This window comes from Streptomyces sp. R11 (genome assembly GCF_041051905.1).
In the GTDB taxonomy this organism is placed as follows: domain Bacteria; phylum Actinomycetota; class Actinomycetes; order Streptomycetales; family Streptomycetaceae; genus Streptomyces.
The window spans coordinates 8,641,463-8,661,799 of sequence record NZ_CP163432.1; the positions used below are offsets into that span (position 1 = coordinate 8,641,463).

Here is a 20,337-nt window from a genome sequence, read left to right on the forward strand (position 1 = left end):
ACGGCCCCCGGCGCGCGGCCTCAGCTCGGGCGCACGGGCGTGGCGCGCCGAGTGGCGAGCAGCAGCGCGATGTCGTCGGGGCGGTCCGCCATGTGCCGGGCCACCGCGGTGAGCCGGTCGGCCACGCCGGCCAGCGAGCGCCCGCCCGGCCGGGCGCCGGGGGCACCCGCCTTGGCCAGCGCCACCCGCAGCGCACTGATGCCGTCGTCGATGTCGGCACCGGGCCGCTCGACCAGCCCGTCCGTGTACAGCGCGAGGACGGCGCCCGGCTCCATCCGCAGCTCCGCCACCGGATACGTGGCCTGCGGATCCACGCCGAGCACGACCCCGCCGGGCAGGTCGACGACATGGGTACGGCCGTCCGGGCGGCGCAGCAGCGGCGGCGGATGCCCGGCCACGGCCGCCTGGGCGACGCCCGTCCTTGGATCGAGCCGGATGTAGCAGCAGCTCGCGAACAGGCCGGCGTCGAGGTCGATGAGGAGGTGGTTGGTGCCGCTCATGACCTCGTCGGGCGGCCGGTCGCCGAGCGCGAAAGCCCGCACGGCGCTGCGCAACTGGCCCATGGTGGCCGCCGCCTGCACGCCGTGCCCCTGCACATCGCCGATGACCAGCGCCAGGCCGTCCCCGGCGGCGACGACGTCGTACCAGTCACCGCCCACCTCCATGCCCTGGGTGCCGGGCAGATAGCGTCCGGCGGTCTCCATCAGCGGGTGCTGCGACAGCCGCCGGGGGAGCAGCGCCTGCTGCAGCCCACGGGCGAGCGCGGCCTCGCTCTCGTAGCGCTGCGCCTTCTCCATGGCGTGGGCGATCAGTCCCGCCATGGCGGTGAGCACGGTGCGCTCCTCGGTGCTGAAGCTGCGCGGCCGGTCGAAGCCGAGGATGCAGGACCCGACGGGACGCCCGGAGGCGATCAGCGGCAGGAAGGCCCGGGCCCCCTCCGTCGCGTCCAGCGCGATGCCCGGATAGGCGTCGGAGAGCTCCTGCATCGAGTCGAAGAACAGCGGGCGCCCGCTGGTCAGCGTCTCGACCCCGGGCAGCCGCTCGTCCAGCCCGACCCCGTCGAACGGGGCGAGGAACCCCTTGGGGAAGCCCGTCTCCCAGGCCAGGTACAGATGCCGCTCCTGCAGCAGGTAGATGGCGAGCCGGCGGCCGCCGAACACGGGCAGCAGCTCCCGCATCACCACCGCCGACACCTGACGGGCGGTGACCGCTTCGGTCAGCGCGATGGCGAGCACGATCGGGCGGTACAGCGGGGCGAGCGACGGCGCACCGGTCGACGCCGGGGTGCCGTGCGCCTGCGGGGCACCGGACGGGCTGTCCGCGACCCGGTGTCCCAGGCGGATCGTGCAGGTCAGAATGTCCGGGCCGGGATAGATGGACAGGGCGAGCCAGTCTCCCGCGACCGGGTGGGTGGCGCGCTCACGGCCGTGCGCGGACGGTCTTCGGACATGGAAGTGCACCGGATCCGGGGACAGCAGCGCGCCGCGCATGTGGTCCTCGAGGGTGGGCTGGTTGAGCCAAGGCACGCCCTCCCACAGAGCCCGGCCCAGCAGTTCGGTGCGCGGCCGGCGCAGCAGCCGTGCCGCGTGCGGATTCGCGTAGACGACCGTCCCCAGCCGGTCAAGGCACAGCACGCCGTCCGGCAGCAGATCGGCCGCCGCGTCCGCCACCGTGCCCTGCCCCGGGTCGACCACCACGCCCCGCACGTTCGTCGAACGGGAGCGTGCGGAGTCGTCGTACGGCCCCCAGACCTCGACCAGGCGAAGAGCGCCGTCCGCGGAGCGCACGTACAGCGGCAGCGCGGGCGGCCGGCCACTGGCTGCCTCCCGCAGCGCCGCCAGGATCCGCATCGCGTCAGCCGGAGCGACCGCGTCCGCGAACGCCTCCGCGGTGCTGTGTGCCTCCGCCGCAGCCATGCCGAGTACGGCGTTCAGCCGCTCGTCCGCCGCCAGGACGCCCGTCATCGGATCCCAGGTGAACCGCCCGAGCTGCCCGGCCGGCGGGCGGCCGGCGGGCGGCCGCAGACACAGGGGCCCGCTCTCCCAGGAAACCGCCGACGCGTCCTGGTCCTCCAGCTTCTCCAGTGCCACCCCCAGCTCCTCGGCCAGCCGTGCGACACGCTCGCGCAGGGGCAGCAACTCGGTGCCGTCCGACGCCGACGGCAGCAGCACGGTCAGCACACCGAAGACGCTCGACGCACCCACGACGGGAACGTGCAGGGACCCGAACGGGAACGGCAGGCCGGCCGCGAACTGGGGATAGCGGCGCATCGTCTCCGTCGCGTTGGGCAGCGCCACCTCGACCCCGAGCCGAAAGGCGTCCGCGACGGGGAACGGCCGGTCCACATGCACCCGCCACCACGGCCGGAACAACGGCCCCGGCAGCCCTTCCAGCACCGCGAGACGCAGCAGTCCGGGCGTGCGGGAGCGCAGGTAGACCCCGCCGGCGAGGCCACCGGCCGCGCTGATCGCCTCCGCCGAGGCATCGATCAGCAGCGCCGCCAACCTGCCCGGCGCCCGCTCTGCGCCCTCGGCGCTCCCAGTCATCGGCCCTACCTCGTCCGTACGCCGTCACGCGCGCGACACAGCAAGAATGCGCCACGACGCCCCCCGCCCGCACCTGGGCGGCACGAACCGACTCACCCGGCCGCGGCACCGGGCTCGCCACCGCACCACCGTGCCGAGTACCCGCTTCGACGCGGACCGACGCCGGCAAGTGCTGCGGGTCGGCGCGCAGGATGCCGAGGCCGGTGCCCGGCACGGCGGCACCGGAGATGGCGGACCCCGCAACCGGGCAGGGCCTGTCCCCGTTGTCGGTGCGAGACGTGGTGCTCTCGGGAAGACTCGGGAACAGACCGGCGGGGCGCACAGGCAGGAGACAGAGCCATGGAGTACTACGACCTCGGCACCTACACACGCTCCGTGACCACCTCGTCGGCGCAGGCCCAACTCTGGTTCGACCGCGGGCTGATGTGGACGTACGCCTTTCACCACGAGGAGGCCGTCGCCTGCTTCCAGGCGGCTGCCGAAGCCGACCCCGACTGCGCGATGGCCCACTGGGGCATCGCCTACGCGCTCGGCCCGAACTACAACAAGCCGTGGGAGTTCTTCGACGACGAGGACCTGGTGCGCACCGTCGACCGCACCCACGCCGCCGTGGAGACGGCCCACGAGAAGGCGGCGGCCGCCACCCCCGTCGAGCAGGCCCTGATCGGCGCACTGCGCGCCCGCTACCCGCAGTCGAAGGCCGTCGAGGACTGCTCGGTCTGGAACGCCCCCTACGCCGACAGCATGCGCGCGGTCTACGAGCTCGCCCCCGACGACCTGGACGTGGCCACCCTGTACGCCGACGCCCTGATGAACCTCACCCCCTGGCAGCTGTGGGACCTCAGGACCGGCGAGCCGGCCGAAGGCGCGCGCACGGTGGCGGCCAGGGCCGTCCTCGAACGGGCCCTCGCCACCGACGCGGGACGCGACCACCCGGGCCTGGTCCACCTGTACGTCCACCTGATGGAGATGTCCCCGACCCCCGAAGCCGCCCTGTCGATCGCGGACCGGCTGCGCGGTCTGGTGCCCGACGCCGGGCACCTGCATCACATGCCCTCGCACCTGGAGGTGCTCTGCGGCGACTACCGGCGGGTGGTCTCGGACAACACGACGGCGATCGCGGTCGACGAGAAGTACCACGCCCGGGCCGGCGCGATGAACTTCTACACCCTGTACCGCTCGCACAACTACCACTTCAAGATCTACGGCGCCATGTTCCTCGGCCAGTCGGAGGTCGCTCTCAAGACCGCCGCGGAGCTCGAGGCGTCCATCCCCGAAGACCTGCTGCGCGTGCCGAGCCCGCCCATGGCCGACTGGCTCGAGTCCTTCCTCGGCATGCGGTTCCACGCCCTGATCCGCTTCGGCCGCTGGCACGACATCCTCGCCCTGCCGATGCCCGCCGACCCCGAGCTGTACTGCGTGACGACCGCGATGCTCCACTACGCCCGCGGCGTCGCCCTGTCCTCGACCCATCGCGTCCCGGAGGCGGAGACGGAACGCCGGCTCTTCCACGAGGCCGTCGCCCGGGTCCCCGAGACCCGCATGCTCTTCAACAACACCTGCGCCGACATCCTCGCGATCGCCTCGGCGATGCTCGACGGCGAACTGGAATACCGCAAGGGCAACCACGACGCCGCCTTCGCCGCACTGGAACGCTCCATCGAACTGGACGACAACCTCCCCTACGACGAACCGTGGGGCTGGATGCAGCCCACCCGGCACGCCTACGGCGCCCTCCTTCTCGAACAGGGCCGTGTCGAGGAGGCGGAGGCGGTCTACCGGGCCGACCTCGGCCTCGACGACACCCTCCCGCGCGCCCTTCAGCACCCCAACAACGTCTGGTCCCTGCACGGCCTGCACGAGTGCCTGACGCGCCTGGGCCGGACCGGGGAGGCACAGATGGTGGCCAAGCAGCTGCGTCTCGCCGCCGCGCTGGCGGACGTACCGGTCGAGGCCTCCTGCTTCTGCCGACTCGACGCGATCACCGCAGGCAGCGTCGAGGGCGGCTGCTGCGCCGACTGACGGGTTCAGCCATCCGCAGGTGCGTCGGGCAGGGGTTGTTCGAACCAGACCACCTTGCCCGTGCTCACCCTCGTCGCGCCCCAGCGCTGTGCCAGCTGGTCGACCAGGAACAGGCCCCTGCCGCCCTCGTCGCTCAGCCGGGCATGCCGCATCCTCGGCACGATCGGCGAGTCGTCGCCCACTTCGCAGCGCAGCACGTCGGTGCAGAGCAGCCGCAGGGTGATCGGCCGGGACGCGAAGCGCACGGCGTTCGCCACCACCTCGCTGACCATCAGCTCGGTCGTCTCCACCAAGGACTCCAGTCCCCAGTGGTCCAGCGTCCGGCGGGTCAGGCGACGGGCCTGGCCCGCGGTCTGCGGGCGAGGCGCCATGTACCAGTACGCGACGGTCTCCGGCAGGATGCCCTCGAAGCGGGCGGCGAGCAGCGCGATGTCGTCGTCCCGGCCACCCGCCCCCAGCGCGCCGAGCGCCTTGTCGCACAGCTCCTCCAGCGCCGGCGGCCCGGACCCTGACGAGGCCGCGCGCAACCGTGCACGCAGCGCCTCCACGCCGGTCAGCACGTCCGAGTCGCGGGACTCGACCAGGCCGTCGGTGTACAGCAGCAGGGTCGCCCCGGCCGGTGCATGCGTCTCGACGGACTCGAATCCGCCGCTGCCGACGCCGATCGGCGCCCCGGGCGGGACCTGGAGAACCTCCGCCCGCCCGTCGGGATGGAGCAGCACCGGTGGCAGATGGCCGGCGCTGGACACCAGCAGCCGCTGCTGCACGGGGTCGTACATGGCGTACAGGCAGGTCGCCGTGTGCTCGCTGCCCAGCCGGCCCGCCTGCTCGTCGAGGTGGTGCAGTACCTCGTCCGGGGGCAGATCGAGCCCGGCCAGGGTCTGCACGCTGGTGCGCAGCTGGCCCATGATCGCGGCCGAGGTCATGGAGTGCCCCATCACGTCGCCGATGACCAGGGCGACCCGGTTGCCGGGCAGCGGGATCGCGTCGTACCAGTCGCCGCCGACCTGCGCGGTCCGCGAGGACGGCAGATAGCGGCTGGCCAGTCGGACACCGGGCGGCTCCGGCAGCGACGGCGGGAGCATCGTGCGCTGCAACGTGTCCGCGACGGCCGCCTCACGCTCGTACAGCATCGCCTTCTCCAGCCCGAGGGCGGTGTGCGTGGCGAGCTGGGAGGCGACGATCAGGTCGTCGTCGGTGAACTCCGGGCGGCCGGGTCCGCGGATGAGGACGGCGCTGCCCAGGACGTGGCTGCGGCCGTGCAGCGGGGCGATGATGAGCCGGTGCCCGGGCGGCAGCGCCGGGGAAGCGCTCGCCGTCCCCAGCAGCTCGGCCGCCGCGGAGGTGACGCCCGTGGTGTTGCCGAACACCGGCCGCCCGTCCTGAAGCAGTTTGCTGAGCCGGCCGTCGGCAGCGGGGTTCACGACCTCTGCCGCCGGGACGGCGCGCATGTCGGCCGGGGGCGGTCCGGAGTGCCGGGTGCCCGGTTCTCGAGGTGACGCGCGCTGCGCGCTGTGCAGCCGCAGGACGCCGGGGGCGGCGCCCGCCTCGTCGCCGACCGGCAGCGGGGCGTACAGGTGGACGAACGCGGTGTCGGTGAATGCCGGGACGGCCGCGCCGCACAGTTCGCGCAGGGTCTCGTCGAGGTTCATGCCCCGGGCGATCCGGCGGGTCGCCGCGTCAAGATAGCGGAGCCTGTCGATGTGCCGCTCGGCGTCGTCCGGTCCGCCGGCGAGGGGGGTGCCGGGGGAAGCCTGTGCGGCCGGCGGCGCGGGATCACCACCTCCGAGCTGCTTCGTCATGCCTGTCCTTCCGGCCGTGCGGCCTGCGCCGGGGCGGGCGGGTCAGGGGGCGTCAGGAATGCCGTACGCACCGCAGGAAGATCTGTACCTCGGGCTGGATGTCGGCGACCGCCGGAGCGTAGGTGTACGAGGACTCCCCGACGATCTCGAAGCCCGCCCTCTCGACGACCTCGCGCAGCTCGTCCCGCAGATAGCCGGAGACGCGGATGTTGCTGCCGATGAACGGGATCGCGAAGTCGTCCACGTCGGCCTCCACCATCGACAGCGCGAACAGTCCCCCCGGAACCAGCAGGTGGCAAACGGTCCGCAGGGCGAGGGGGATCTCGGCGCGCGGCAGCATGAGCAGGGCGAAGAAGGCGGTCAGCCCGGCGAAGCGGCCGAGGTCCAGGGAACCTGAGGGACGCAGGTCCGCGATGTCGGCCCGGTGGAACTCGCCGCCGGGCACATGATCGCGGGCCAGCGAGACCATCCGCTGCGACAGGTCCACCCCGACGACGTCGAAGCCCGCCTCCGCCAGCCGGCGGGCGGTCGGGAGGCCGGTGCCGCACCCGAGGTCCAGTACCCGGGATCCGCGCGGCAGCGACCCGATGAGCCACTCGGCGGCCGCGACCTGCCCTTCCTTGTGCGGGAAGGCTTCGTCATAGCGCTCGCCGATGGCGTCGAAGGCCTCGGCCTGACCGGTGCGGTCGAGCCGTAGGGTCCGGTAGTCGAGCTCGTCGGCGGGATTGCTCACAAGGGTTCTCCTTGCAGGCATTATGGGCTATTTCTCTGAATTCCTATAGGCGAGGACGGTTCGGGGCCGACCGCCGAGACCGTTGGTTCCCGGCGGTCGGCGTGTCCCGGCACGCCGGGGATCTACGGCGCCACGTCCTCCAGTCGTCGGCCGCTCGTCTCCTCCGCCGCCACCCCTGCCGTGACCGCCCCGACCAGCGCGACCGCGGCGAGGGTCACGAAGACGGTGCCGAGGGCGCCGCCCGCGTACACCGCGCCGACGACGATCGGGCCGAGGATGACGCCGAGCCGGTTCACGGCGCCGCCGAGGCTGGTGCCGAGGGCCCGCATCCGGGTCGGGAAGAGTTCGGGCGTGTACAGGTACAGGCAGATGTTGGCGCCGAAGAAGAACACCGCCGACAGGGACGTCCAGATCAGCACGCTGGTCGCCGAGCCGCCGGCGAAGAGGCCGAGGAAGAGCAGGCTGAGGGCGGCGCCGCCCAGACACCAGGTGACGGTGTGCCGGCGGCCGACCCGGTCCACGGTCAGGGCGACGGCGAGACAGCCGAGGAAGCCCGCGCAGGACGTCACGGTCGAATACAGCAGCGCGTCGGACAGGTCCAGGTGGAAGCGGGAGCCGTAGATGGTGGGCAGCCAGGACGAGATGCCGTAGTTGACGAAGTAGCCGCAGAACCACAGGACGCAGACGACCAGGGTGCGCTTGCGGTAGCGGCCGGAGAGCAGCTCGCGCAGACCGCCCTTGGCGGCGGACTGCCGCGCGACGGGGGCCGCGGGCGCCGGCTGCGGCAGCGGCTCGCCGGTGATCCGCTCTACCTTCGTCTCGATCGACGCCATCGTCGCCAGTGCCTCCTCGTGCCGGCCGTGGTCCGCGAGCCACCTCGGCGACTCGGGCACATAGCGGGCGACCAGCACGCACAGCACGCCGGGGATCGCGGCGAGGCCGAACATCCAGCGCCAGCCGAGGATCGGCATCAGCCACCAGGCCAGCACGGCGCACGCGGTCAGACCCGCCGGGAAGACCAGCTCGTACAGCAGGACGAAGCGGCCCCGTTTGTGGGCCCGGGTGATCTCGGCGATGAAGGTGGCCGCGACCGGCACCTCGCCGCCGATGGCGAGTCCCTGCACGAAGCGCAGCCCCATGAACGGCCCCGGTGAGGCGCACAGCGTGAGCAGCAGGCTGCACACGCTGGACAGGGCGATGCACGCCGCGATCACCTTCACCCGGCCGATGCGGTCGGCCATGCGGCCGGAGAGGAGCGCGCCGACGAGCATGCCCAGGGAGCCGACCGTGATCAGGGACGTGGTCTGCCCGGTGGTCAGCTGCCACTCGGTGCGCAGTTCGGGCAGGGCGTAGGCGATGAGCAACTGGTCGAAGGCCTCGAAGAAGGTCACCGCGCCGATGATGAGCCGGACGGTGACGTGCCACCGGCACAGCGGCAGGCGTTCGAAGCGGGCGCCGATCGCGGCGACGAGCGCCGCGGTGTCCGCGGGCCGGCCCGCGGTGGCATGGGGAGTGTCGGTCGTCATGGAGGGGTCCTCCGGACCCGCGCACGGGGTGCTGGGAAAGGCACAGGATACGCACGGGACGGTTCGGGCCGGTCGGCGGCGGCTGGACAGCCGTACGCCGGCTCGGCGGCAGAGGGGGACGGGACTCGGAGATCGGGGGCCGTAGAGGCCAGCTGGCTAAGCGCTAAATCTCTCAGCGCTCAAGTTTTATCCCGTCTGTGAAGCGGTCAGTCAAGGGTTCCTCCTCACGTCGTGGAAAAAACTTGCCGGGTTCCCCTTGCGGTCGAAATAGTTAAGCCCTTAGATGTTTAGCACTTCGATACATCCGATCCGGAGGTCCTGCCATGCCGCGCACGCCAGTCGACGAGATCCTCATCGCGGGGTGTTTCAGGCGCGGCACGGGCGCGCCGATCGAGACCGTGAACCCCGCCGACGGCACCCCGATCACCACCGTCCACGCCGCCTCACCCGCCGATGTCGACGAGGCGGCCGAGGCAGCAGCCGAGGCCGTGGCGGTGCCCGCGTGGCGGGACCTGCTCCCGCACCGGCGCGCCCGCGTCCTGCACCGCATCGGCGACCTGATCGAGGAGCACGCCGACGACCTGTCCGCCCTGCAGACCGCCGACACCGGCAAGACACTCACCGAGACCCGGGCGCTCGCGCTGAGCGCCGCAGCCACCTTCCGGTACACGGCCGCCGCGCTGGAGACCGCCGAGGAGTCGCTCACCCCCGCCCGGGGGCCGTACGTCACGATGAGCGTGCACGAGCCGATCGGCGTGGTCGGCGCGATCAACCCGTGGAACTCACCGATCGCCTCCGACGCCCAGAAGGTCGCCCCTGCCCTCGCCGGCGGGAACGCGGTGCTGCTGAAGCCGGCCGAGTGGACCCCGCTCGTCTCCCTCGCCTTCGGTCGCCTGGTCCATCGGGTGCTCGCCGAGGAGGGGCTGCCGACCGCGCTGCTGTCCGTGCTGCCCGGCAAGGGGCGCGTCGTCGGGGACGCGATCGTCAACCACCCGCTGGTGCGCCGCATCGGCTTCACCGGCGGCACCGCCACCGGCCGCGCCATCGCCCGGACCGCCGCCGACAAGCTCGCCCCTGCCTCGCTGGAACTCGGCGGCAAGTCACCGACGGTCGTGCGCGAGGACGCGGACGTCGAGCAGGCCCTCGCGGGCGTGATGTTCGGGGTCTTCTCGTCCAGCGGACAGTCCTGCATCGCCGGATCCCGGCTCTTCGTGCACCGGTCCCTGTACGACTCCTTCGTCGCCGAGCTCGTCGAGCGCGTGCGCAAGCTGCGCGTGGGGCCCGGGACCGACCCCGACACCCAGGTCGCCCCGCTCGTCCATCACCGGCACCGGGACACGGTCGCGGCGTACGTGGATCTCGCGCGGGCGGAGGGCGGGCGCGTCCTGTGCGGGGGCGCGATCCCGGCCGGGGAGGGCTACGCCGACGGCGCCTACTACCTGCCGACCGTCATCGACGGCCTGCCGAACTCCGCCCGGACCTGCCAGGAGGAGATCTTCGGCCCGGTCCTCGTCGCGCTGCCCTACGACGACGAGGACGACCTGGTGCGGCAGGCCAACGACAGCGCCTACGGGCTCGCCTGCGGCATCTGGACCCGCGACGCCCGCGCCGCCTGGCGGCTCGCCCGGCGCATCGACGCGGGGACCGTCTGGATCAACACCTACAAGCAGTTCTCCATCTCCACCCCCTTCGGCGGGATGAAGGACAGCGGCCTCGGCACCGAGAAGGGCCGCGACCTCATCCGCTCCTACCAGCGGCAGAAGTCCCTGTACTGGGGCATCGAATCCACGCCCCTGCCCTGGGCCAACTGAACCGCACCCCGGAGACCCTCACCATGACTCACCCCCCGATAGCCCGGCTGCGCGCCCTGCGCTCGGTCGAGCTGCTCACCTCTCAGTTCACGCAGGCCACCGACTTCTACGAGGAGGTGTGGGGGCTGGAGGTCGTCGAGGCCGAGCCCGGCACGAGCTGGCTGCGCGGCACCGGCGGCGAGCACCACGCCCTCCAGCTCACCCGCGCCGACCGGATCGGCCTCGGCCGGCTCGCCTTCGCCGTGGCCACCCCCGCCGAGATCGACGAAGCCGCACGGCGACTCGAAGCGCGCGGCATCACGCCGGTCACCGGGCCGGGACCGCTCGACCAGGTCGGGGGCGGTTACGGCCTGCGCTTCCGCGACATCGACGGACGGCTCATCGAACTCTCCGCCGAGACCTGGGCCGTCACGGCCCGCGGACGCGACGCCGCCGTGCCGGTCGGCGTCACCCACGCCGTGCTCAACACACCCGACATCGACGCCTCGGTCGCCTTCTACCGGGACGTCCTCGGCATGCGCGTCTCGGACTGGTCCGAGCACCAGATGGCGTTCCTGCGCTGCAACGCCGACCACCACAGCATCGCCTTCAACCAGGCGCCGTGGGTGTCGCTCAACCACGTGGCGTACGAGATGACGTCGGTCGACCACTTCATGCGCGGCCTCGGCCGGCTCCGGCACCACGGTGTCACCCCCGAATGGGGTCCCGGGCGGCACGGGCCGGGCAACAACACCTTCTCCTACTTCACCGACCCGACCGGCCTCGTCTGCGAGTACACCTCCGAGGTCGCCCAGGTCGTCGAGGACGCCTGGATCTGCAAGGTGTGGCGGCGCACACCCGAACTCTCCGACGTATGGGGCACGGCAGGACCGCCCTCCCCGCAGATCCGCGCGCACATGGCGGGCACGCCGGACGGCAGCCCCGTCGTCCCGCCCGCCGACGCAGAAGCCGCCACCGCGGTCGACGCCGCAGCCGATGCCGAAGGAGTCCGCGCATGAACAGCACCGCACCTGGCCGGGCCGACACCCCCCGCCGAGTCGGCCTCATCGGCTGGGGCGCCATCGGCCGGGTCGTCGGCGGTGCCCTCGCCGCGGGCGGGATTCCGGGCACCGAACTGGTCTGCGTGGTCGACAACCGGCCGCTAGGCGACTCGGTCCCGGCGCCGCAGCGCACCCTCGAACAGGCCCTGGAATCCTGCGACCTGATCGTCGAGGCCGCCGGGCAGGGCGTCGTGCGAGAGTGGGGTACGGCGATCCTCGCCACCGGCACGGACCTGCTCGTCGCCTCGACCGGGGCGCTCACGGACGAGCAGTTGGCGAAGGAACTCCTGAATGCCGGCCCGGGCCGGGTGTACTTCACCGGCGGCGCGGTCGGCGGCCTCGACCTGCTCCAGGCCGTACGCGCCATGGGCCCCCTCCACGAAGTGCGGCTGACCACCACCAAGCTGCCGTCCACCCTCGAACAGCCTTGGATGGACGAGGAGTTGCTAGAGCGGATGCGGTCGGCCACCGGGCCGGTCGAGGTGATGGCCGGCACCGCGCGGGACGTACCCGTGAAGTTCCCCAAGTCGACGAACGTGGCCGCGTCCGTGGCCTTCGCCACCGGAGACCTGGACGCGGTGCGGGTGAGCGTCGTCGCCGACCCCGCCGCCGCGCACACCTCCCACGTGGTCGAGGCGAGCGGCACGCACGGCACCTACCGCTTCGAGGTACGGCACCTGCCCGACGCCGCCAACCCGGCGACCAGCCAGATCGTCCCGTACGCGGTACTGCGTTCCCTCGCCGCGCTCGCCGGCCGGACGGGGCAGATCCTGTGACCGCCCCTGCGGCCCCGTACGACCCGGCCGGGCTCCACCTGGAGGAGGCGGGGGACAGCGGCCCGCTGGTGCTGTGCCTGCACGGCATCGGCTCGTCCTCGGCCGCCTTCGCCCCGCAGTTCGCGGCGCTGAGCGGGTCGTACCGGATCGTCGCCTGGGACGCCCCCGGATACGCCAAGTCGGCCGATCCGACCGGCCCGTTGACGATGGACGACTACGCCGACCTCGCGGCGGAGGTGATCCGTACTCGCGGCGGCGCCGCCCATGTCCTCGGCGTCTCCTGGGGCGGCGTGATCGCGCTGCGGCTCGCGGTACGGCACCCGGACCTGGTCGAGTCGCTGATGGCCGTCGCCTCGACGCCCGGCTCCGGCACCGATCCCGACAAGGCGGCCGCGATGCGGGCCCGCGCAGGCGAGCTCGCCCGGCTCGGCCCGGACGCCTTCGCCGCGGCCCGAGGACCGCGCCTGCTGTCCGCCGCCGCGCCCGCCGACCTCGTCGAGCGCGTATCCGCCACCATGGCCGCCGCCGTCCGGCTGCCCGGCTACGGCCACGCCGCCGAGGCCATGGCCACCACCGACCTGCGCGGCGAACTGCACCGCGTCACCGCGCCCACCCTCGTCCTGTGCGGCGACCAGGACCGGGTCACCGGTCCCGACGCCTCACAGGTCCTGGCCGGCGGTCTGCACAGGACCGCGTACGTGATCGTCAAGGACGCCGGTCACCTGGCCAACCAGGAGCAGCCCGGGCACGTCAACGCCTGGCTCGCCTCCCATCTGCACATCGTCACCCACCGCTAGGAAGGCTCGAATCCCATGCCGCTGACCACCGACGAGTACGACAACAACGGTGACCTCGCCAAGTACACCGACGCCCTGATCGCCACCAAGGACTCCCGCGAACCCGACTGGGGCACCCTGTCCTTCCAGGAGAAGGCCGGCCCGCAGTTCAAGCGCGCACAGATCCGCTACGTCGGCTCCGGCGCCACCGGCAACCACGAGAACGACAACCGGATCCTCCCCTCCGGCGGCTTCACGTTCTCCAACATGCTGCTGCCGCCCGGCGCCGAGGGCCCGGCCCACACCCACCACGACGTCGAGGAGGCGTTCTTCGTCCTGGAGGGCCAGGTCCGCGTCGGCATCCACCGCGGCCCCGACGAGGTCGAGTACCGCACCCTCGGCTACCGCGACATGATCGTGGTGCCGGCCGGCGTCACCCGCTCCCTGAAGAACGAGGGCGACACCGACGCGCTGTTCTGCGTGATCATCGGCACGCAGAAGCCGCAGGTGCCGACCTACCCCGAGTACTCGCCGCTGTACGGCGTCACCCGTGACTGAGCAGCCGGGCGCTGTCGTCGTCACCGGCGGTGGCCGTGGCCTGGGGGAGGCCATGGCCCGCCGGGCGGCGGCCGACGGATTCCGGGTCGTGGTCGCCGAGCTCAACCGAGAGTGGGGCGAGCGTACGGCCACGCGGATCCGACAGGAGGGCGGCACGGCGGAGTTCGTACCGCTCGACGTCGCCGACCCGGAGTCGGTCGCCGCGCTCGCGGACCGGCTGGCCGCCACCGGCCCGGTGTACGGCCTGGTGAACAACGCGGCGCTCGCCAACGGCGTGGGCGGCAGGGAGTTCCAGGACATCGACGTCGAGACCTGGGACCGGCTCATGGCGGTCAACGCACGCGGACCCTGGCTCGTCGCCAAGCACCTGCTGCCACTGATGACCCGGCCCGGCCGGATCGTCAACATCGCCTCGGACGCGGCCCTTTACGGCTCGCCGCGCCTCGCCCACTACATCGCCTCCAAGGGCGCGGTCATCTCCCTCACCCGGGCCATAGCCCGCGAACTGGGGGAGCGGGGCATCACCGTCAACGCCCTTGCCCCCGGCCTCACCGAGGTCGAGGCCACCGAGACGGTCCCGCCCGAGCGCCACGCGCTCTACGCCGAGCGCCGCGCCATCTCGCGACCGCAGCAGCCCGACGACCTGACCGGCCTCGTCGCCTTCCTCCTGTCCGAGGAATCCGGGTACCTCACCGGCCAAGTGATCGCCGTCAACGGCGGCTTCACCATGCACTGAACCACCCCATCTGCAAGGAGTACGTCATGGATCTCGGCCTCGCCGGCCGCACCGTCCTGGTCACCGGCGGCAGCTCGGGCGTCGGCCTGGCCACGGTCCGCGCCCTGCTCGACGAGGGCGCCCGCGTCGCCACCTGCGGTCGCGACCCCGAACGGCTCGACAAGGCCGCCGCCCGGCTCGGCGCGGGCCCCGACCGGCTGTTCACGGGAGCGTGCGATGTCCGCGACGCGGATGCCGTACGGCACTTCACGCAGGAAGCCGCCCAGCACTTCGGCGACGGCCTCGACGGTCTGGTCAACAATGCGGGTCAGTCCCGTATGAAGCGGCTCGACGAGACGACCGCCGAGGACTGGCGCGACGAACTGGAACTGAAGTTCGCCGGTGTGCTCAACCCGCTGTCCGCCGCCCGGAGTCACCTGCGCGCCTCGGACACCGCCGCCGTCGTCAACGTCAACGCGGTCCTCGCCAAACAGCCCGAGACCCGCCTGATCACCACCAGCGCCGCACGCGCAGGCATCCTCAACCTCTCCAAATCCCTTTCCGCCGAACTCGCCGCCGACGGCATCCGCGTCAACTCCGTCTGCCTCGGCCTGATCGACACCGGCCAGTGGACCCGCCGCCACGCCGGCGCGGACAGCGGCCTGACGTACGAGGAATGGCAGGCCGAACTCGCCGCCGACCGCGGAGTCGCCCTCGGACGCGTCGGGCGCGCCGAGGAGGTCGCCTACGCGATCGTCGCGCTGCTCTCCCCGCGCGCCTCGTACATCACCGGCACCAGCATCGACGTCTGCGGCGGAGTCGGCCGCGGCATCCTGTGAGGACTCTTCCCATGCAGCACGACAACGGGGGCGAACTCCTCGTAGCCCACCTGGAATCCCTCGGCATCGACACCGTCTTCGGCGTCGTGTCGGTACACAACCTTCCGCTCGTGGAGGCCGTCGACCGGCACCTGCGCTTCGTACCGGTCCGGCACGAGGCGACCGCCGTCAACGCGGCCGACGGCTACGGACGGGCGCGCGGCTCGATCGGCTGCGCCCTCACCTCGACCGGCACGGGGGCGGGGAACGCCGCCGGCTCGCTGATCGAGGCACTGGCGTCCGGGACGGCCGTCCTGCACGTCACCGGGCAGGTCGAGTCTGCGTACCTGGGCAGCGGGCGGGGCTTCATCCACGAGACCAAGGACCAACTCGGCATGCTGAGCGCGGTGTCGGCGTACGCGGCCACCGTCACCTCCGCTCATGACGCCGGGCGCGTCCTGCGCGAGGCGACGTCGGCAGCGCTCGCGGTGCCCGGAGGCCCCGCCAGCGTGGAGTGGCCGATCGACCTGCAGTACGCGGCACAGCAGGATGCCGAGGAGGCAGTCCCCGGCGGCACGGCTCCCGCCCCGGACGCCGCCGAACTCGCCGCCGCCCAGGAGCTGTTGAGTGGCTCCCGACGCCCGCTGATCTGGGCCGGTGGCGGGGCCTGCCGTGCCCGACCGGAACTCCTCGCGTTGCTGGAAGCGACCGGCGCCGGACTGCTCACGTCCAACTCCGGGCGTGGCTCCGTTCCCGAGGACCACTCCCTCGTGATCGGCAACTTCGCCACCACACCCGCCGCCCGCGCCCTGCTCGCCGACGCCGATGTCCTCGTCACCGTCGGCACCCACTTCCGGTCCAACGAGACCGCCGACTACGGCCTGAAGCTCCCCGACGCGCACATCCAGATCGACGTGGACGCGGCCGCTCTCGGCCGGGTCCACCCGGCACGCCATGCCCTGCACGGCGACGCTGCCACCGTCCTGCCCGCGCTGACCGGGGCCGCCGTGCGCGCGGACGCCGACTGGACGGCCCGTGTCACCGCTGTCCGCGAGGAGGTCCGAGCCGCACTGCACGAGGGCATCGGACCCCAGGCCGCGATCTGCGACGCCCTCGCCGCCGCCCTGCCGCGCGGCACGGTGGTCGCCCGCGACGTCACCATCCCGTCGTCCTCCTGGGGCAACCGGCTCCTGCCCATCCATGACCCCCGCGCCAACGTCTTCCCGCGCGGCGGCGGCATCGGACAGGGCCTCGGCATGGGCATCGGCGCCGCGCTCGCCCGCCCCGGCGAGCCGACCGTGGTGATCGCGGGCGACGGCGGCCTCGCCGTGCACTTCGGCGAACTCCTCACCGTCGCTCAGGAGCGGCCCCGCCTGACCCTGATCGTCTTCAACGACGGCGGATACGGGGTGCTGCGCAACATGCAGGACAAGTACGCCGAACGCCGCTCCGGCGTGGACCTGTTCACGCCCGACTTCGGCCCGCTCGCCGCCGCCTGCGCACTGCCGTACGCCCGGATCGCCTCCCCGGCGGACGCCGCACCGGTCCTTGCGGCGGCTCTCGGCGGCGACGGCCCGACCCTCGTCGAGGTCGACCTCGCCGCGCTCGGCCCGATGAAGAACCCGTTCACCCCGCCCGTCAAGATCCCCACCGCGTAGGGAGGCCCACCGTCATGACCACCACTGCCGACGAGCACGAACTCGACCTCCTCGTCCGCCGGATGACCTGGGAGGCGGACGGCGTGCTCTCCGTCGAACTTGCCCGGCCGGACGGCAAGCCGCTGCCCGCCTGGACCCCGGGCTCCCATCTGGACCTGCACGTCGGCGGGTTCGTCCGCCAGTACAGCCTCTGCGGCGACCCGGCCGACTCGACGACGTACCGCCTAGGCGTCCTCAACGAGCCCTCCTCGCGCGGCGGTTCGCGGCACGTGCACACCAGGCTCCGCCCCGGGCAGAGCGTCCGTGCGGTCGGCCCGCGCAACCACTTCGCGCTGGAACCCGCCTCCTCATACGTCTTCCTCGCCGGAGGCATCGGCATCACCCCGATCCTGGCCATGGCCCGCCAGGCGGACCGCGACGGCATCCCGTACCGGCTGGTCCACGGCGGCCGGTCCCGGGCCTCGATGGCCTTCGGCGCCGAGCTGTCCGCGCTCACCGGCGACGTGACCCTCGTCCCGCAGGACGAGCGGGGCCACCCCGACCTGGCAGCCGCCCTCCGCGACCTGCCGGCCGACGCGCTGGTCTACTGCTGCGGGCCGGAACCCCTGCTCAAGGCCGTCGAAGAGGCGTGCCCCGCCGGGCAGTTGAGGGTGGAGCGGTTCGCCGCACCCGTCGTCGAGCGCACCGGCGACGACACCGCCTTCGAGGTCGAGTGCCGAACGTCGGGTGTGACCCTGACCGTCGACGCCACCACCTCCGTCCTGGAGGCCGCCGAGAACGCCGGGCTGAACGTCAACTCCTCCTGCCGGGACGGCATCTGCGGCTCCTGCGAGACCCGCGTGCTCGCCGGCACCCCCGACCACCGTGACTTCCTGCTCAGCGAGGCCGAACGCGCCACCGGCAAGACGATGATGCTCTGCGTCTCCCGGTGCGCCTCCGACCGCCTCGTCCTGGACCTGTGACCCGTACGGAGACCCTGATGACCACCGAAGCCACCCCTTGGCCCTACCTCGCCCCGCACCAGACCCGCGACCACGAACCCACCTCCTACGAGCTGAAGCTCGCCCGGACGCTGGAGGAGATCTTCACCCAGGACGGCCACGAACTGGCCGACGTCGTCGCCGGGCTCAACGCCCGCCAGGTCCGCACTCCGTCCGGCGAGCCCTGGACCGAGGAGACCTTCCGTACCGAGATGCACCGCCTGGGAGCCTGAAATGCCACTTTCCGTATCCGACACCGCGGACCACGTCTACGCCCACGGCCTGCGCAACCAGTGGCACCCGGTCGTCCCCTCCCACTTCGTCGCGCCCGGCGGCCTGCGCAAGGTCACCGCCCTCGGCGAGAACTGGCTGCTGTTCCGCAAGGCCGACGGCACCCTGTCGATGCTCGCCGACCGCTGTCCGCACCGCGGCGCGCCGCTCTCCCTCGGCAAGCACCTGGGCGACCGGGTGGCGTGCTGGTACCACGGCGTCGAGGTCGACGGCTCCGGCACGGTCACCTCCGTACCCGGCCTGCCCGGCTGCAACCTGGAGGGCAAGACACTCGTCACGTCCCTGCCGGTCCGCGAGGTCGGCGGCGCGATCCTCGCCCACTTCGGCGACGAGGAGCACCCGGAGCCGGCGGACCTGACCCTCCCCGAGCCGCTCACCGACCCCGCCGTCTCCGCCTTCCTGTGCTACACCGAGTGGAACGTGCCGTGGCGCTACGCCATGGAGAACCTCCTCGACCCGATGCACGGCGCGTTCCTGCACCACGAGTCGCACACCATGTACGACGGTGACACCCGGGCGAAGTTCCGCATCCGGGAGACCCAGCGCGGCTACTTCTTCGAGAAGACCGACCAGCGGGGCGTCAACTTCGACTGGGTGGAGCTGTGCCGGACCGGCGTCGACTGGGTGGACCTGTCCATTCCTTACCCGCCGTCGGCGGGACCCGGCGGCGGGTTCGGCATCGTCGGCATGGCCTGCCCGGTGGACGCCGAACGCACCGGTGTCTTCTTCTGGCGCTACCGCAGGGTCGACGGCTGGCAGCGCGACAGCTGGCGGTTCCTCTACAAGACGCTCATCGAGGAACGCCACTGGCAGGTCCTCGAACAGGACCGCGTCATGCTGGAGGCCATGCCCTCCGACGCCGACCAGTACGAGAACCTGTACCAGCACGACCTCGGCGTGGTCCGCCTGCGGCGCCTCTACCAGGCCGAGGCGGCGCAGCAGTCCAAGGCCGTGCGGCAGTCCGAGACGGTCGGGGCGGGTCCGGCCGTGTGACGCCCCGGGGGAGGCGCGGCCCGCTGGTCAGCCGGCCGCGTCCTCCCCCGCCGTGTCGGATTCGACGATCGAGAATTCCAGCCCGGACAGCAGCCGGGCAAGTTGACGGCGCTCGGTGAGGGAGAGTCCGCTGAGCATCCGCCGCTCGTTTTCCAGGTGCTCGGCGAACACCTCGTCCACCTTCTTCAACCCGGCGTCGGTGAGCCGCGAGTAGACCACACGGCGGTCCACCGCGTCGCGCTCGCGCACCAGGAGCCCGTCGTTCTCCAGCCGGTCCAGACGCAGCGTCACTCCCGCCGAGGAGATCAGGCCGGAGGCGGCCAGCTGCCCCGCGGTGAGCCGGTAGGGGGCACCGGCCCGGCGCAGCGCCGTGAGCACGTCGAAACCGGCGACCGACAGGCCGTGCTTCTCCATCTGCGCGGTGAGCCGCGACTGGTACTGCAGGTAGGCACGGTGCAGCCGGGCGAGCACCTCCAGTGGCGAGGTGTCCAGACCCGGTCGCTCGCGCGCCCAGTCCTCCACGAGCCGCGCCACGGCATCCGGCCGCTTCGCCCTGCGCTGAGCCATGTCGTCCCTTCGCGGATTCCTGTCGGGAAACGCGGGCCCAGTGGCCCTGCGCAACCTCGGAGAAATCTTAGCCCTGAAACAACGTGCGGCGAACGCCCAGTGTCACCTCGCCGGGAAGATCCCCTGTCCCGGCACCAGAATCCCTCGTGGGTCGTACGTGCGCTTCGCCCGCTGCAACCCTGGCCAGGCCGGGCCGAAGTGGGCCCGCCAGTCCGCATGGCTGAAGGGGACGCTGCCGACCGGGTGCCGCCCGCCGCTGCGGTGGCCTCGTAGACCGAGCGGTTGGCGGCCCCCGCACACCGGCTACACCCGGGCCGACCGGTCCGACGAGTGGTCCTTGCGGCTCGGCGGCGAACGGGCCTCCCGGGCCTGGCGTCTGCGCGATCTGCGGGACGCGGGCGCGGTCGTCGCGCTCGGCTCGGACTGGCCCGTCGCCCACTACGACGTCCGCGCCGTCCTGGCGACCGCGCGGACGCCCCGGGGCGCGGACTCCGCCAGGGCGGGACTCACCGGTCTGCAGGCTCTGGAAGGCTGCACCGCGCACGCGGGCCTCGCGGCCGGGAGGCGACCTACGCCGGCCGCATCGCCGAAGGCTTCAGGGCCGACCTGACCGCCCTCGGCCTCGACCCGGTCGACTCACCCGCCGACGAGGCCGCCGAGGTGCCGGTGCGTCTCACCGTGACCGGCGGGCAGATCGTGCACCGGTGCGCCTGAGGGGAGTGACA

Annotated in this window: 18 protein-coding genes and 1 pseudogene; 13 read left to right on the forward strand and 6 right to left on the reverse strand. The window is 72.5% G+C overall.

Annotated elements, in window-relative coordinates; translation table 11 throughout:
• Positions 1–20: 20 nt before the first annotated feature.
• Positions 21–2,546 (reverse strand): SpoIIE family protein phosphatase, encoded by a 2,526-nt coding sequence (locus AB5J55_RS39900; RefSeq protein WP_369275317.1) that lies wholly within the window; start codon positions 2,544–2,546, stop codon positions 21–23.
• A gap of 339 nt (positions 2,547–2,885) precedes the next feature.
• On the opposite strand from AB5J55_RS39900, the gene AB5J55_RS39905 reads away from it, so the two are divergent.
• Positions 2,886–4,568 (forward strand): hypothetical protein, encoded by a 1,683-nt coding sequence (locus tag AB5J55_RS39905; RefSeq protein WP_369275318.1) that lies wholly within the window; start codon positions 2,886–2,888, stop codon positions 4,566–4,568.
• Positions 4,569–4,573: 5 nt separating this feature from the next.
• Here AB5J55_RS39905 and AB5J55_RS39910 read toward each other — a convergent pair whose 3' ends face one another.
• From AB5J55_RS39910 to AB5J55_RS39920, 3 genes are all read right to left on the reverse strand, one after another.
• On the reverse strand, positions 4,574–6,370 hold the full coding sequence (locus tag AB5J55_RS39910) for a SpoIIE family protein phosphatase (RefSeq protein WP_369275319.1): 1,797 nt from the start codon (positions 6,368–6,370) through the stop codon (positions 4,574–4,576).
• A gap of 52 nt (positions 6,371–6,422) precedes the next feature.
• Positions 6,423–7,103: a class I SAM-dependent methyltransferase gene (locus AB5J55_RS39915; protein WP_369275320.1), complete on the reverse strand. Its 681-nt coding sequence runs from the start codon at positions 7,101–7,103 to the stop codon at positions 6,423–6,425.
• Positions 7,104–7,225: 122 nt separating this feature from the next.
• Positions 7,226–8,629 carry an MFS transporter gene (locus tag AB5J55_RS39920; RefSeq protein ID WP_369275321.1) on the reverse strand — a complete coding sequence of 468 codons (1,404 nt, stop codon included), beginning with the start codon at positions 8,627–8,629 and terminating at the stop codon, positions 7,226–7,228.
• A gap of 323 nt (positions 8,630–8,952) precedes the next feature.
• Here AB5J55_RS39920 and AB5J55_RS39925 point away from each other — a divergent pair, with 323 nt between their 5' ends.
• From AB5J55_RS39925 to AB5J55_RS39975, 11 genes are read left to right on the forward strand one after another with little or no spacing between them, the layout of a single operon-like run.
• Positions 8,953–10,440: an aldehyde dehydrogenase gene (locus AB5J55_RS39925; RefSeq protein WP_369275322.1), complete on the forward strand. Its 1,488-nt coding sequence runs from the start codon at positions 8,953–8,955 to the stop codon at positions 10,438–10,440.
• A 23-nt stretch (positions 10,441–10,463) separates the two neighbouring features.
• A complete protein-coding gene (locus tag AB5J55_RS39930; RefSeq protein ID WP_369275323.1) occupies positions 10,464–11,438 on the forward strand; it encodes a VOC family protein in 975 nt (324 codons plus the stop codon).
• On the forward strand, positions 11,435–12,256 hold the full coding sequence (locus tag AB5J55_RS39935) for an aspartate dehydrogenase domain-containing protein (protein ID WP_369275324.1): 822 nt from the start codon (positions 11,435–11,437) through the stop codon (positions 12,254–12,256). The genes AB5J55_RS39930 and AB5J55_RS39935 overlap by 4 nt, the downstream gene beginning before the upstream one ends.
• Complete coding sequence (locus AB5J55_RS39940; protein WP_369275325.1) at positions 12,253–13,053, forward strand: alpha/beta fold hydrolase; 801 nt, start codon at positions 12,253–12,255, stop codon at positions 13,051–13,053. The genes AB5J55_RS39935 and AB5J55_RS39940 overlap by 4 nt, the downstream gene beginning before the upstream one ends.
• 15 nt (positions 13,054–13,068) lie before the next feature.
• On the forward strand, positions 13,069–13,590 hold the full coding sequence (locus AB5J55_RS39945) for a cupin domain-containing protein (protein ID WP_369275326.1): 522 nt from the start codon (positions 13,069–13,071) through the stop codon (positions 13,588–13,590).
• On the forward strand, positions 13,583–14,326 hold the full coding sequence (locus AB5J55_RS39950; RefSeq protein ID WP_369275327.1) for an SDR family oxidoreductase: 744 nt from the start codon (positions 13,583–13,585) through the stop codon (positions 14,324–14,326). Before AB5J55_RS39945 ends, AB5J55_RS39950 begins: the two co-directional genes overlap by 8 nt.
• A gap of 26 nt (positions 14,327–14,352) precedes the next feature.
• Complete coding sequence (locus tag AB5J55_RS39955) at positions 14,353–15,144, forward strand: SDR family oxidoreductase (RefSeq protein ID WP_369275328.1); 792 nt, start codon at positions 14,353–14,355, stop codon at positions 15,142–15,144.
• Between the two features lie 11 nt (positions 15,145–15,155).
• The gene (locus tag AB5J55_RS39960; protein WP_369275329.1) at positions 15,156–16,781 is read left to right on the forward strand and encodes a thiamine pyrophosphate-binding protein; all 1,626 of its coding nucleotides are present in this window, start codon (positions 15,156–15,158) and stop codon (positions 16,779–16,781) included.
• Positions 16,782–16,795: 14 nt separating this feature from the next.
• Positions 16,796–17,743 (forward strand): 2Fe-2S iron-sulfur cluster-binding protein, encoded by a 948-nt coding sequence (locus AB5J55_RS39965; RefSeq protein WP_369275330.1) that lies wholly within the window; start codon positions 16,796–16,798, stop codon positions 17,741–17,743.
• A gap of 17 nt (positions 17,744–17,760) precedes the next feature.
• A complete protein-coding gene (locus AB5J55_RS39970) occupies positions 17,761–17,994 on the forward strand; it encodes a recombinase-like helix-turn-helix domain-containing protein (protein WP_369275331.1) in 234 nt (77 codons plus the stop codon).
• A 1-nt stretch (position 17,995) separates the two neighbouring features.
• Positions 17,996–19,045: a Rieske 2Fe-2S domain-containing protein gene (locus tag AB5J55_RS39975; protein WP_369275332.1), complete on the forward strand. Its 1,050-nt coding sequence runs from the start codon at positions 17,996–17,998 to the stop codon at positions 19,043–19,045.
• A gap of 27 nt (positions 19,046–19,072) precedes the next feature.
• Here the strand turns inward: AB5J55_RS39975 and AB5J55_RS39980 are convergent, their stop codons facing one another.
• On the reverse strand, positions 19,073–19,612 hold the full coding sequence (locus tag AB5J55_RS39980) for a MarR family winged helix-turn-helix transcriptional regulator (RefSeq protein ID WP_369275333.1): 540 nt from the start codon (positions 19,610–19,612) through the stop codon (positions 19,073–19,075).
• 102 nt (positions 19,613–19,714) lie between these two features.
• A complete protein-coding gene (locus AB5J55_RS39985) occupies positions 19,715–19,912 on the reverse strand; it encodes a hypothetical protein (protein WP_369276427.1) in 198 nt (65 codons plus the stop codon).
• On the opposite strand from AB5J55_RS39985, the pseudogene AB5J55_RS39990 reads away from it, so the two are divergent.
• Positions 19,899–20,326: pseudogene (locus AB5J55_RS39990) on the forward strand (amidohydrolase family protein); the annotation flags it as partial. The gene AB5J55_RS39985 and the pseudogene AB5J55_RS39990 overlap by 14 nt on opposite strands.
• Positions 20,327–20,337: the final 11 nt, after the last annotated feature.